This is a genomic window from Streptomyces sp. NPDC090119, from assembly GCF_044747085.1.
Lineage (GTDB): Bacteria > Actinomycetota > Actinomycetes > Streptomycetales > Streptomycetaceae > Streptomyces.
Map to the genome: position 1 here is coordinate 123,633 of NZ_JBIVDK010000008.1, position 12,925 is coordinate 136,557.

10 protein-coding genes and 1 pseudogene are annotated in these 12,925 nt (G+C 70.7%); 6 read left to right on the top strand and 5 right to left on the bottom strand.

From position 1 onward, the window contains the following. The first annotated feature begins 94 nt into the window (after nt 1-94). Together ACIPPM_RS29650 and ACIPPM_RS29655 are read left to right on the top strand one after the other, a co-directional pair. Entirely contained in the window at nt 95-505 is a 411-nt protein-coding gene (locus tag ACIPPM_RS29650; protein WP_401453313.1) for a hypothetical protein, read from the top strand. Nucleotides 506-697: 192 nt separating this feature from the next. Next, nucleotides 698-1,738: an LLM class flavin-dependent oxidoreductase gene (locus ACIPPM_RS29655; RefSeq protein WP_401453315.1), complete on the top strand. Its 1,041-nt coding sequence runs from the start codon at nt 698-700 to the stop codon at nt 1,736-1,738. Here the strand turns inward: ACIPPM_RS29655 and ACIPPM_RS29660 are convergent. Further along, nucleotides 1,739-1,837 (bottom strand): annotated as a pseudogene (locus tag ACIPPM_RS29660) (TauD/TfdA family dioxygenase); the annotation flags it as partial. Nucleotides 1,838-2,472: 635 nt separating this feature from the next. Here ACIPPM_RS29660 and ACIPPM_RS29665 point away from each other — a divergent pair. From ACIPPM_RS29665 to ACIPPM_RS29675, 3 genes are all read left to right on the top strand, one after another. Beyond that, nucleotides 2,473-2,877: a VOC family protein gene (locus ACIPPM_RS29665; RefSeq protein WP_401453317.1), complete on the top strand. Its 405-nt coding sequence runs from the start codon at nt 2,473-2,475 to the stop codon at nt 2,875-2,877. 220 nt (nt 2,878-3,097) lie between these two features. Beyond that, nucleotides 3,098-3,754 carry a CatB-related O-acetyltransferase gene (locus tag ACIPPM_RS29670; protein WP_401453319.1) on the top strand — a complete coding sequence of 219 codons (657 nt, stop codon included), beginning with the start codon at nt 3,098-3,100 and terminating at the stop codon, nt 3,752-3,754. Nucleotides 3,755-3,789: 35 nt separating this feature from the next. Continuing rightward, nucleotides 3,790-4,659, top strand: coding sequence for a virginiamycin B lyase (locus tag ACIPPM_RS29675; RefSeq protein ID WP_401453321.1), 870 nt, complete (start codon nt 3,790-3,792; stop codon nt 4,657-4,659). A gap of 93 nt (nt 4,660-4,752) precedes the next feature. On the opposite strand, the gene ACIPPM_RS29680 is transcribed toward ACIPPM_RS29675, so the two are convergent. The 4 genes from ACIPPM_RS29680 to ACIPPM_RS29695 form a co-directional block, all read right to left on the bottom strand. Next, nucleotides 4,753-6,393, bottom strand: a complete 1,641-nt coding sequence (locus ACIPPM_RS29680; protein ID WP_401453323.1) for a M4 family metallopeptidase — start codon at nt 6,391-6,393, stop codon at nt 4,753-4,755. Nucleotides 6,394-6,731: 338 nt separating this feature from the next. After that, entirely contained in the window at nt 6,732-8,087 is a 1,356-nt protein-coding gene (locus ACIPPM_RS29685) for an MFS transporter (protein WP_401453325.1), read from the bottom strand. Beyond that, a complete protein-coding gene (locus tag ACIPPM_RS29690) occupies nt 8,084-10,096 on the bottom strand; it encodes a PEP/pyruvate-binding domain-containing protein (RefSeq protein ID WP_401453327.1) in 2,013 nt (670 codons plus the stop codon). Before ACIPPM_RS29690 ends, ACIPPM_RS29685 begins: the two co-directional genes overlap by 4 nt. Continuing rightward, nucleotides 10,093-11,466: an acetyl-CoA carboxylase biotin carboxylase subunit family protein gene (locus ACIPPM_RS29695; RefSeq protein WP_401453329.1), complete on the bottom strand. Its 1,374-nt coding sequence runs from the start codon at nt 11,464-11,466 to the stop codon at nt 10,093-10,095. The genes ACIPPM_RS29690 and ACIPPM_RS29695 overlap by 4 nt, the downstream gene beginning before the upstream one ends. Nucleotides 11,467-11,765: 299 nt before the next feature. Between ACIPPM_RS29695 and ACIPPM_RS29700 the strand changes: the two genes are divergently transcribed. After that, the gene (locus tag ACIPPM_RS29700) at nt 11,766-12,806 is read left to right on the top strand and encodes a helix-turn-helix transcriptional regulator (protein WP_401453331.1); all 1,041 of its coding nucleotides are present in this window, start codon (nt 11,766-11,768) and stop codon (nt 12,804-12,806) included. Nucleotides 12,807-12,925: the final 119 nt, after the last annotated feature.

The window sequence follows — 12,925 nt, forward strand, 5'->3', positions numbered from 1 at the left end:
CGGTGAGGAACGGTCTGAAGAAGCTCCTCCGTGGACCTCGTGGCGCAGACATCCGCATCCGCTTCCTGTCCGACTGCCTTGATAGAACCTCTTCATGACATTCCGATTCACCGCCCGTGTCGCCGGAGCTGAGATCGATCCCGACGGCTACTTCACTGAAGCCGGCCTCTCCGAGGCCGAGGACGGCAGCGGATTCATCCTGTCCTTCATGGCGGGCGAGGAAGATCCCGACGACCAGGAGGTCGCCCTGGGGATGGACACTCATTGCCTGGTCACAGCTGGGCAGGGGACGGCCTATGGCTGCGTGCGCGAAGCCGTCCTGGAGGGCGATGTCCTTCGCGTCGTGCTGGACCCCGAGGCACTGGAGAGCCTTCGGCTGGAGGACAGCGAAATCGAAGCTGTCATTGAGGCACCAGCGCAAGATGTGGCCCGGTTCCGGGAAATCCTCGCTCAGGTGCTCGCCTATGGGAGGCCGGATGCCTTGCCTACCCGGGTAGCGCTCTGATCCGAGGAACAGGGCCCCACCGGGCTTGACAGTCGGTATTGGGAAGTTGCCGCGTCGACCCTGCGCCCGCAGATAGTAAGTGCCCGCCTTTCGGGGCCGTGATCGACGGTTGCGCCGTCATTTCCGATCACACGGTTGTCACACACGGCTGCGAGAATCAGGCTCGTTCCCGTCCGAGTGAGGGAGGAAACCGTGGCGTCCATGTCACGTCCGCTGCGCAAGCTGGGGTTTCTGACGATCGGGCTCTTCGATCCGGCGGAGCCCGCCCGGGGCCACGCCGACACGCTGGAGATCATCGAGCTGGGCGAGCGGCTGGGCTTCGACAGCGCCTGGGTGCGGCACCGGCACCTGCAGTACGGCATCTCGTCGCCCGTCGCCGTGCTGGCGGCCGCCTCGCAGCGCACCCGGCGCATCGAGCTGGGCACGGCGGTGATCCCGCTGGGCTGGGAGAACCCGCTGCGCCTCGCCGAGGACCTGGCCACGGTGGACGTGCTTTCCGGTGGCCGCCTCAATCCCGGGGTCAGCGCGGGACCGCCGATCCACTACGACCAGGTCAAGGAGGCGCTCTACCCGGCCTCCGTCGAGGCGGAGGACTTCGGGTACGGGCGGGTGCGGCGGCTCCTCGACTTCGTCAAGGGTGAGCCGGCCACCAACTTCAAGGGCGCCGAGGGCTTCGAGGAGTACTCCGACGTCGTCCAGCCGCACTCTCCCGGCCTCGCCCGACGGATGTGGTACGGCGGCGGCAGCCTGGCTTCGGCGCGCTGGGCCGGTGAGCAGGGCGTCAACCTGCTCACCAGCAGTGTGGTCAAGGCCGAGGACCCCGACGCCCAGCTGGACTTCGCGGCGATCCAGGCGGCCCAGATCCGGGAGTTCCGCGCGCGGCACCCCGAGGGGGCGGCGGCCCGGGTCTCCCAGGGTCTGGTGGTGATCCCGACCGACTCCGCGACGGCAGAACAGCGGGCGCGGTACGCCGAGTTCGCCGCCGCCCGGCTGCCCCGCACGGCCTCACCGCAGGGTCCGGCGCGGCTGCTGTTCGCGCCGGATCTGGTGGGCACCAGCGAGGAGATCGCCGAGCGGCTGCACGCGCACGCGGGGTTCCGCGAGGCCGACGAGGTGGCGTTCGCGCTGCCGTTCACCCTCCGGCACGAGGACTACGTACAGATCCTCACCGACATCGCGACCAAGCTCGGCCCGGCGCTGGGGCGCCCTGACGGCGGGCACCCCGGCGGCTGATCACCAGCGTCCGGGTTCCGTACCCGTCAGCGCCTCGGACGGCCTGCCGTCCACCCCGACGGGGATGTCGCCCGCCGGCATCACCCGGTGCCGGGTCCGCCAACGCCCGCATCCAGCCTGGCCGATCACACGCAGCAGCACCGGACGACGCCGGACGATCTGCGCTCCTGCACGGTGACGCCGGCCTCGCCTGTGACGGTGACGGTGACCCGCGCGGACGGATCGACGCGAGAGCGTGCCGCGAAACCGGCCCGGCAGGCGATACCGGCACCCGCCGTCGCGGCCCGGCCGTGTGCGCGCTGTGCGTCGGCCCCATCGAGGGACCGCGAGAAGAGGTCGCGCGCCGCGGCGCAAGCCCACCAGGAGGCGAAGAAGCAGGCGAAGGCCGACCGGGGACTGTCCGTGGTGGAGGAGAACCGTCGCCTGTCCGCCGCGCAGGACCGCACCCGCGAACAGCGCAGGGGGCAGAGCCGGGCGGACCGGCCGAAGGCGTAGGGGCGGGCGGACGATCGCGGTCCTGGTGCGGTACCGCAGCGATTCCGGGGAGGCACGGCTGAGGAGGCTGTGGCTCACCACCGTGTCCGAAGAAGTGCAGCGAAGCGGACTTCCCGGGATGACGCCTCGACAGCGCGAGCGTCGCTGTTTAAGATCACGGGTACGGCATCGCGTGTCGGTCACCGTCTGGGTGAGGCATGGAGGCGCCCGTGAGATTGCCTTGCGGAGGCATTCCACACATGTCAGTCGAGTTGAATCACACCATCATCCATGCCCGGGACAACCGGGAGTCGGCCGAGTTCCTGGCGCACATCCTGGGGCTCGACGTCGGGACGGAGTGGGGACCGTTCGTCCCCGTGGCCACCGACAACGGGGTCACACTGGACTTCGCCGCCGTCCCGGCGGAGTCGATCGTCACGCAGCACTACGCGTTCCTCGTCTCCGACGGGGAGTTCGACGCGGCCTTCGCGCGAATCCAGCAGGCCGGGATCACGTACTACGCCGATCCGCATCTGAAGCAGCCTGGAGAGATCAACCACCATCACGGTGGGCGCGGCCTGTACTTCATGGACCCGGCCGGGCACGGCATGGAGATCATCACACAGCCCTACGGCAGCCACGTGGAGCAGCCGGCGGCACCCTGAGGCAGTGGCAGGCCAGGGCACTCCCTGGCCTGCACTCCCCGGCCTGCACTCCGTGGCGGGGTTCAACTGCCGTGCCAGCGCCTCTTCCGGGGCACCGACCCCGCGCTTGAGAACGCCTGAAGTCCCGCCACGTCAGGCCGCATCCGAGCCATGCCCCGGCAACGCTCGGCCCCCCGACCGCGTTCGACGTATCACGCAACCCTTGCAGAGGACCCCAACGTTGTCACCTGACCCGACCACCGTTCACCCGCTGCCCGCCCACGAACGCGTGGTGTTCCTCAACCCTCTCGTCACCTCACCGAACATCGCCGTGGGTGAATACACCTACTACGACGACCCGGACGGTGCCACGGACTTCGAGCACCGCAACGTCCTCTACGCCTACGGGCCGGAGCGTCTCATCATCGGCAAATACTGCGCGATCGCGTCGGGGACCACATTCCTGATGGCCGGTGCCGAGCATCCGTCGATGGGGGTCTCCACATACCCGTTCACCATGTTCGGCGGCCGCTGGGCCGAGCAGACCCTGGACATCGTCACCGCCATGCCCAGCCGCGGCGACACGGTCGTCGGCAACGACGTCTGGTTCGGCTACCGGGCAACCGTCATGCCCGGTGTACGGATCGGCGACGGCGCCATCATCGCGGCCGGCGCCATGGTCACCGCCGACGTGCCGCCCTACACGATCGTCGGCGGCAACCCGGCCAGGCCGATCCGGCAACGGTTCGACGACGCCGGCATCGAGCGGCTGCAGCGCGCCGCGTGGTGGGACTGGCCCGCCGACCTCGTCGCCGAACACGCCCGCACCATCATGGCCGGAACCCCGGCCGACATCGAACGCATCGCCACCGAGCATGGATTGGGGAAGCCTCTTTGAGTCATTCGCCCCAGGTATCCATCGAAGAGCACGCGGTGGCCGACCGGACGGCCGGACCCTACGCCCTCACCACGGGGCCGGACGGCGCGCTGTGGTTCACCCTCGTCCACAGCGGCCGGATCGGCCGGCTCGTCCCCGGCGAGGAGCCGACGAGCCACCGGCTCGACCCCGACAGCGGGCCGACCGTCATCACCCCGGGCCCGGACGGCGCCCTGTGGTTCACCCAGTATCGGGCGGACCGGATCGGGCGGATCACCACCGACGGTGTCATCGACGAATTCGGCATTCCCACCCCCGGCTGCGGGCCGTTCGGCATCGCGGCGGGACCCGACGGTGCGCTGTGGTTCACCGAGACCGCCGCCGACCGCATCGGCCGTATCACCGTCACGGGCCACGTCACCGAGTTCCCGCTGCCCGTCACCGGTGCGTTCCCCTCGGCGATCACCGCCAGTGACGACGGTGGTATGTGGTTCACCCTCAACCAGACAAATGCCATTGGGCGGATCGACATGGACGGTGCGGTCACCCTCCACCCCCTGCCGACGGAGGCGGCAGCGCCGGTCGGGATCGCCGCAGGCCGTGACGGAGCGCTGTGGTTCGTCGAAATCGCCGCCGGGCAGATCGGACGGATCACTCCCGACGGGCAGATCACCGAGTTCCCGTTGCCCGACCGCACCGCCCGACCGCACGCCATCACCGTCGACGGCGACGGCACCGCATGGTTCACCGAATGGGGTGCCAACCGGGTCGGTGCCCTCACCCCCGACGGGTCCCTCACCGTCCACGACCTGCCCACCCCTCACTCCGAACCACACGGCATCACCGTCGGCCCCGACGGAGCCCTGTGGACCGCACTGGAGATCGGCGCACTCGCCCGTATCGCCCCACCGGACGGCAACGCCTGACCAAGCTGCCTGCTTGGGGGCAGCGGCGGAGGGGTGGCACCTGGACCGTGGTCCTGTGGTGCCACCCCTCACCGGCGCGGGGAGCGAGTCGGCTCAGTGCACGTCGACCCCGGTCCAGGCGGCCTCGACCGCCTTGTACTCGGCGCTGTCGGCGCCATAGAGGTCCGTCGCAGCCGACAGGGTGCCCTTGCGGGCGTCGGCGTAGTCGGTGGTGGAGGTGAAGTAGCTGGTCAGCGCCTTGTACCAGATCTGGAGGGCCTTGTCCCTGCCGATGCCGGTCACCGTGGAGCCGTCCTTGGTCGGCGAGTCGTAGTCGACGCCGCCGATGGTCTTCGCACCGCTGCCTTCGGAGAGGAGGTAGAAGAAGTGGTTGGCGACGCCGGACGAGTAGTGGACGTCCTCGCCGCCGACGGACGAGGTCCAGTAGTCGGCGGAACCGCCGTCCTTGCTGGGCTTGTCCATGTAGCGCAGCGGCTTGCCGTCGCCGTTGATGTTGATCTTCTCGCCGATGAGGTAGTCGCCGGGGTCCGCGCTGTTGTTCGCGGCGAACTCGACGCCGGTGCCCATGATGTCGCTGGTGGCTTCGTTCAGGCCCCCCGACTCACCGGAGTACTCCAGACCGGCGGTGTTGGAGGTGACGCCGTGGCTCATCTCATGGCCGGCGACGTCGACCGAGGTCAGCGGGTCGCTGTCGTTGGTGCCGTCGCCGTAGGTCATGCAGAAGCAGCTGTCGTCCCAGAACGCGTTCACGTAGGCGTTGCCGTAGTGCACGCGGGAGTAGGCGGCCGTGCCGTCGTTCTTGATGCCGCTGCGGCCGAACGTGTCCTTGTAGAAGTCCCACGTCGCCTGCGCGCCGTAGGCGGCGTCCGCCCCGGCGGTCGCGGGGTTCGTGGTCTTCCCGTCGCCCCAGGTGTCGTTGTCCTGGGAGAACAGGGTGCCGGTGCCGTCCTGCTTGTGGTCGAGGTCGTACGTCTTGTGGCCGCCGCGGGCGTCGTCGGTGAGGGTGTACGACGAGCCCGACTGCGCCGTGGTCAGGTCGACCTTGCCGCTGTACTGGGTGTTCCCGACTCCGGTCTCGATGCCCTGGTACTGGAAGAGCTTCTTACCCGTGGCCGCGTCGGTGACGACGTGCAGCTGGTTCGGTGTGCCGTCGTCCTGGAAGCCGCCGATCACGGTCTCGTAGGCGAGGACGGACTTGCCGCCCGCCGCCCAGACGACCTTGCGCGGGGCGCGGTCGGTGGTGGCCTTCGCCGAGCCCTTGTCCTTCGCGAGGCCCAGCGCCTGCTTCTGTGCCGTGGTCGCCGCGACCCGCGGTGTGAGGGTTGCGAGCTTCAGCGTCGCCTTCGACGCTCTGGTGACGCCCCGGGTGCCACCGGACTCGGAGGTGTGCACGATCAGGTCGCCGCCGAGCACCGGAAGGCCCTCGTAGGTGCGCTCGTAGCGGGTGTGGACGGTGCCGTCGGCGTCCTTGACGACGTCCTTGACGACCAGCTTCTCCTTCGCGCCGAGGCCTATGTCCTCGGCGGTCCGGGCGAGCCCGGCCCGCGCGGTCCGGAGGAGGCCGGTGCGGGCGGCGGCCGACAGCGCGACGGGCGCGGCGGCCGGTCGCCCGGAGGCGCCGGTGGGCCGGGGGGTGGCCGAGGCCGTGAGCGCGGTGCCCATCAGGGCGGCCGCGGTCGCGGTGGCGATGGCCGCCGCGAGGACGGTGTGGTGACGTGTGGTGCGGGAGGTCATGCGAGCTCCGGTTCCGTGGGGGGATTTGACCGGCCGTGCGGAGACGGTCCGGTGCGAGCTACATGAAGGTCACACCCAGAAAGGCAGGGGCATGACAAATCGAAGATCGGGGGTCCACGACTCATCAGTTCTCCTCAACAGGAGTTCGGTTGGCGGGTACTGCCCCGAGACAACCCCAGGTGCCCGCGCCCGCGCCACACACCCGGGTGGTAAATGACAACAACCCCACGCGGCCTCCATGCATGGCTCACAGCCCTCTACATCTGTGGACACCGTGCGAACTGGTTGAAAAGAGATTGATCACAACGAGGGGGGGAAGCGCGGCTCCGAACTCCAGGTCAGGGCCCGGGGGCCGTTCCCTCGTCGACGGGCAGGGCGACCGGTCCGCGAGCCGGGAGCCGCCCCGTCCTGCGGGGTCCCGGCCCCACGCCGTCTGCCCTGCCCGTCGCGTGGTGCGCGCGGCGCAGTGCCACATGCAGGACCAGGACCAGCGCGCACGTGACGGCGGCCGACTGCCACAGCAGCGTGTCGAGCCGGTCCGCCGCCAGATAGGCGCCCGCGGCCACCGCGGCCAGCGCACACACTCCGCGGTCCACGATGCTCTCCACCGACAGCAGGGTGGCGCGCGGGGCGTGTTCGGGGATCGCGTCGTTGATGAGCTTGCGCTGCACCGGGTAGCAGAAGCCGGTGACCGCGGCGAACGCGCACAGCAGCCCGGCCACGGCCCACGGACCGCCGACGGTGGTGCCCGCCAGGGTGGCCGCGAGCGCCACGCTCAGCAGCGAGACCCAGGCCGTGGGACGGAGCCGGGACGTCAGCCACTGGGGGCGCGCCGAGGCGATCGCCTCGGCGACCGTCATCGCCGCGAGCACCGTGCCATGACCGCTCTCCGCGATGCCGTGGTGCAGCAGCACCGGCTGGAAGAGGTTGACCTGGCAGATCCGCGACAGCGTGAAGACACCGACGCCCTGGACCATGAGCAGGGCCAGCCAGGGCGACGACCTCAGCGTCCGCAGCGCGGCGCCCGTGTCGCGCAGCAGCGCCGGGCCGCGCTGCCCGGAATCCGTCACCTTCCCCGTGTCGCGCCGGGCGGTCCGTGGCAGCGCGAGGGCGCACCCGAGCGAGCACGCCGCGCTCACCGCGCTGAGCACGTACGGGGACTGAGGCGCCAGCGCCATCAGCGGTCCGACGAACGGCCAGCAGACCACCTTGGCGGCCAGCCCCAGAGCACGCGCGGTGCCCTCCGCGCGGAGATAGTGGGAGCCCGCCCCTTCCGCTCGCAGCCCGTCGTACAGGCAGGCACTGGCGGCCCCCGACGCCAGGGAGCGGCCGGCGGCTATGGCCAGGAAGTGGAGGAGGAAACCGGTGTAGGAGGGCGAGAACACCGGCGTCAGGTTCGCCGCGGTCATGACGGCGGCGCCCGCCCACAGGCAGTTGCGGGCGCCGATGCGGTCCGCGACTAGTCCGGTGGGGATCTCGAAGAGGCAGAAGGCGATGTAGTAGATGCTCTGGATGCCGAAGATCTGGCCGTCGGACAGGCCCACGTCCCGCTGGTACGCGTAGAAGACGGGCATCCACCACAGCAGGTTGAACAGGAGCTGGAACCCGTTGTTGAGGTGGATGATCCGGCGGGCCGCTGGGGTCAGGTCCTCCCGGGGCGCTCGGCGCCACGGGGTGGACGTCCGGCGCCTCATCGGGCGTACGGGCGTACCTGGACCAGATGGAACGCCCCCTCGCCGGTCATGAGCCATTCGATGTCCAGGGGGCCGTCCGGGTCGCCCTGGCTGAAGTGGGACTGCAACAGCCGTCCCGCCAGGGCCAGTCGGGCCAGCACCGCCCGGGTGTCCGCCGTGAGGTCCGTGCCCGACGATCCGACGGCGACCGTACGGCCGCCGCCTTCGACCGTGTTGTACAGGTACTGGTGCGGCAGCGCCGTGCCGTCCACCACCCGCTCGGGTGAACCGGCGGTGCAGTTGAGGTACACGTTGCGGAAGTCCTCCCGGCGGGTGGGGTTGCAGGTGACCAGGACGCCGCCGAGGTCGGCCGGCGCGTACTCCTGGACGATCACCCCCATGTAGGTGTCGTCGAGCGGGATACCGACCTGGTGACGCATCCGCACGCTGCGCGGCGAGAGCAGTGAGGCCCAGACGTGGACGACGGCGGACATCAGCTGCTGTTCGCCGCGCACGGTCGTCACCGAGTCGTAGATGCCCGCTGCCGAGAATCCCGGCAGGTCCTCGGCGTTGGAGGAGGAGCGCACCACGAGACGGCGGCCGTCGGCCAGCAACCGCGGGACCGATCCGGTGATGGCCCGCGCCACCTCGTCGGGTACCGGGGTGCTCCACATCAGGTGCTGGAGGTCCAGGGCGAGCGAGTCGATCATGTCGGTGGCATCGAGTTCGAGCGCCATCTTCAGTTTGCCGATGCCCTGTTGGAGAGCGGGCGACGAGGTCAGGTAGAGATGGTGCAGATGGAACGGCAGCGCGACACCCCGCGGGGCCCGGACCGTCTCGGCCACGCGTTCCAGGGCCGCGGAACGGAGCTGTTCCAGGGGCGCTCCCGGCTCGCCGAGCCGCGCTCCCAGATGGGCGAGCAGGTCCGGCCGTGGCGGGCGCGGGCGGGCGTAGAAGGCGGTCAGGTCCGCGGACCGGCTGTCCAGTACGTGGTGCAGTTCGCCGAGGTTGGCGGCCTTGGTGCCGTAGCTGTCGCGGTCGTCGGCGCGCAGCCGGTGCAGTTCCATGACCGGCGCGTCCCCGATGAGCGGGGGCTCTATGTGGATGCGCTGGGCGTCCCAGACCGGCCGCTCCAACTCCGGTGTGCGGTCCAGTCGTTCCAGGGCGATGGTGTCTTCCCGCACGCGGTAGTCCACCCACGCGCCGTCCAGGCCCTGCCGCTCCACGAGAGCGTCCAGATCGCGGATGATCGCGTTCGGGATGCCCCAGCCCGAGGCCAGCACGTTGGTGTGCGAAAGCGGTGTCGTGGCGGCGGTGTTGATGAAGCCCGCCACCCGGGGCACGTCGTCGGGCAGGCCCGCCATGGCCACGATGTCCGACCAGCCGAGGTCCGCGGCGCCCGCGCGGTACTCCCGCTGACTGCGGAAGTACCGCAGCCGTCCCCGCGCCGCCCCCGGGTTGAGGCAGGTCCGGGTGCGGTTGCCGAAGAGTTCCTGGCTCAGGACGCGCGGGAGGCGGGCGTCGCTGACTGAGGCGAGCTCGTGTTCCTGGCCGTGGTTCGCGGGCTTGAGGAGCAGCGGGAGGCGACCGTCCACGCGCTGCCGCACGTAGTCGTAGAAGTCCTGGAGCAGGGCACCGTGCATGGTGTCCGCCTCTGTCGTCTCCAGCACGAGGAAGGGGCGTTCGGCACCGTCGGCGTCCTCGTCGCTGTGCAAGGAGAGGACTCCCAGCAGGAACCGGCGGTCCGGCGCCATGTACACCGAGGCGTTGAAGGCGTCCAGCTCCGCGTCGAGCTGCCGCGGTGTCATGCCGAGGACGCGCGCGGCGATGTAGTCGACGTGGAAGGGATGCACCCGGGTGTCCAGCACATGCCAGGTGTCCTCGGCCCGGTCCACCACGACCTTCAGGTACGGGTGCCCGGCGAGCACGCCGGACAGTGTGCGGAACAGCGGCAGCGACAGATTGGCCCCGACGACGGTGCCGTCGGCCGCCGCCTCGGGTGCGGGCGCCGCGTCCTGTGCGAGCGTCATGCGCGGACCTCCTCGGCGGCGTCCGCCGACAGGATGTCCGGCAGCGCGTCCACCAGGGCGGTGAAGTCGCGTACGACGGTCTGCGGCCGGTCGGCCGACAGCAGACACAGTCCGGCCATGGTGTTGGCGCCGCCCGCGGGATCGTAGACCGGGACCGGCGAGCCGTCCGGCAGGGAGCTCTCCCGGACGACGGACAGCGTGCTGCCGGCGGCGACCGGTGCCTCGCGGACCACCGTCGAGGAGTCCCACCGGCCCCGCCGCGCCCACGGGGTGCCGTCACCGTTGACCGCGAGCACCACCAGCGACCCCGCCGCGCGCCCGGCGTCCGCGGGGGTCAGCGCCCGGGTGGGCCAGGCGGGCGGACGGCCGAGCATCTGGTCGGTGAAGATCCCTATGAGGTCCAGCCCGAAGACCTCTTCGATCTGCGGCACGGTCATCGCGCCACCGAACCGGGCCGCGGTCTCGATGACCCACATCCGGCCGTCCGAACCGAGTTTGATCTCCGTGTGGGTGCCGCAGTTCTCCAGCCCCAGCGCGTCCACGGCCTGCCGCGCGAGCCGCACGATCCTGTCCTGCGCCGCGCTCTCGACGGCGGCCGGCGTGATGCCGGCGCGTTCGGTGAACGGTGGCACCGTCGGCATGCGCCCGGTGAGACAGACCGGCCTGAACTCGCCGTCGACGACGGCGCCTTCGACGCTGACGTAGTCACCCCAGCCGGGGCCGTCGAACCACTCCTCGGCCCGTCCGGTGACGATCTCCTCGACGATGAAGTCCTCGGCAGCCCCTCGCACATGCAGTTCGGCGAACCCCAGGAGCGCGGACTCCGCCATCACCTGTCCCGAGCGGCTCCACGCCTGCCGCGCCCGCTCGGGCCTGTCGATGATCTGGTGCGCGGTCGATCCCGCGCTCCAGGCCGACTTGAGCAGCAAGGGACATGACAAATCACGAGTCGCGGTCTCCAGTTCGGCGAGGCTGGTGACGGCACGGAACCTGGGCTGCGGCACGCCGCGCCGATCCCAGGCGGCGCGCATCAGCCGCTTGTCGCGGGCGAGACCGGCGGCGGCCCCGGCACCCCGCAGACCGAGCCGTCGGCACGCCTCGGCCACCGCGACCACGGCGTACTCGGAGAAGGTGAGGACCGCGTCCGCGCTCACCTCGCGGGCCCGGGCGGTGATCAGCTCGACCAGATCCCGCTGCTCCGCCCCGGACGGCGCGACCACGGAGGCGCACAGCCGCGCCGCGTCCTCCTCCATCCCCGCGGGCAGCTCGCTCAGCAGCAGGAGGTGCACCTCGGACCTCGCGGCCACCCGCTCCAGCGCGTGGCCCACCGGGGGGCCGCCCTTGGCATGCACGTACAGCACCTGGCTCATGCGGTTCCGTCTCCTTCGAAGTCGCGGCCCTTGACGCCCACAGCACTCATGCCTGCCGTCCGCCTCCTTCCAAGCGAACCATTCCGAACCCGCCGCCTACCCGAGGCCGCGGGTTCGCTGCTCAGGCAAATGCCTTATTCGGGGGAGGGGTTCGCGCCTCGTGAAGGTTCGGTGATGCGCTACCGGACACGCGGTGCAGACAGTGAGGACGACCGGCGCTTCCGCCTCCCCCGGGTGCTACGGCTTACACGCGAGGCATCACCGAACGTCACACAGTGCAGCGTTGAAGGAGTTGGGCCGTGAGCGAGCCGGAGTCCAGGACGTGGCCGGTGCACCCGGCGGGTCCGCCCGACCACAACCCGTTCGGCGCCCTCGCCGAACTCACCCCGGCCGCCGCGTTCATGCGCGACGGCACGGGCCGCTATGTATGGGCCAACCACGCCTACGCCCATCTCTACGGGACGACCCGGGACGCGGTGATAGGCCGCCATCTGTCCGATGTGGACGAGCCGGCCGACGTGGACCGCTTCCTCGCCATGGACCGACAGGTGCTGGCCGAAGGCAGGTCCGTGCGGCACACCCTCACCTACCGGCGCCCCGACGGGTCCCTCGCCCACGCGGCGGGCTACCGCTTCCCGGCCACCTGGAGCACCGGGCGCTGCGTCGGGGGCATCTACGTCGACGTGACCGACTACATCCGGGCGACTGACCAACGGCACCACGCCGAGGCGGACTTGAGGGCACTGCGCGACCACAGCGGACTGGCCTGCGTCAGACTGACACGGGACGGACGGGTGAGCGAGGCGGGCGTGGCGGCGGCGGAGGTCCTCGGTGTCCGGCTCTCCGATCTGGCCGGTGTGCGCGCCGACTCGCTCCTCGCCGACACACGCGAACACGCCGACCTGTTCCGGGCCTGGAAGGACCTGATCAGCGGACGGCGCAGGAGCGCCCGCGCCCTGGCGGTACTGGTCGACGGGGAGGGGGCGCAGCGCCGGGCCCATATCCATCTGACCACCGTCAGCACACCGGCGCCGCGCGTGACCGGCGTGTGGGCCGTCGCCACCCGTCTGAGCCGACGTCAGCGGACCCAGCCCTGTCTGACACCCGCCCAGCTCCGTATCGTCACCCTGCTCGCCGCCGGTCGCACCAACACCGGCATCGCCGCCGAATTGCGCCTCTCACGTCAGACCCTGGACTACCACCTGAGCCGGCTGCGTCAACTCCTCGAAGCGCCGACCCGCCCCGCGCTCGTCGCCCGCGCCTACGTCCTGGGCCTCCTTTCCCCGCAGATGTGGCCGCCCCAGGCCCCCGCAGGGGCGCGCACCTCCGGCCCGTCGTGACCGACACCGGCCGGACCACGTCATGTGACGAGAACGTCGGCCGGATCATCTGGGCCGGGCAGCCGCTCAGTGCCGCAGCGTGAACGGAACCGGTGCCACGCACTTGCCGGGCGGCTCGT

Bases quoted from the DNA above. Each gene is read 5' to 3' on its own strand.
- ACIPPM_RS29650 (WP_401453313.1), top strand. From the start codon at position 95: ATGACATTCCGATTCACCGCCCGTGTCGCCGGAGCTGAGATCGATCCC.
- ACIPPM_RS29665 (WP_401453317.1), top strand. From the start codon at position 2,473: ATGTCAGTCGAGTTGAATCACACCATCATCCATGCCCGGGACAACCGG.
- ACIPPM_RS29680 (WP_401453323.1), bottom strand. From the start codon at position 6,393: ATGACCTCCCGCACCACACGTCACCACACCGTCCTCGCGGCGGCCATC.
- ACIPPM_RS29685 (WP_401453325.1), bottom strand. From the start codon at position 8,087: ATGAGGCGCCGGACGTCCACCCCGTGGCGCCGAGCGCCCCGGGAGGAC.
- ACIPPM_RS29690 (WP_401453327.1), bottom strand. From the start codon at position 10,096: ATGACGCTCGCACAGGACGCGGCGCCCGCACCCGAGGCGGCGGCCGAC.
- ACIPPM_RS29695 (WP_401453329.1), bottom strand. From the start codon at position 11,466: ATGAGCCAGGTGCTGTACGTGCATGCCAAGGGCGGCCCCCCGGTGGGC.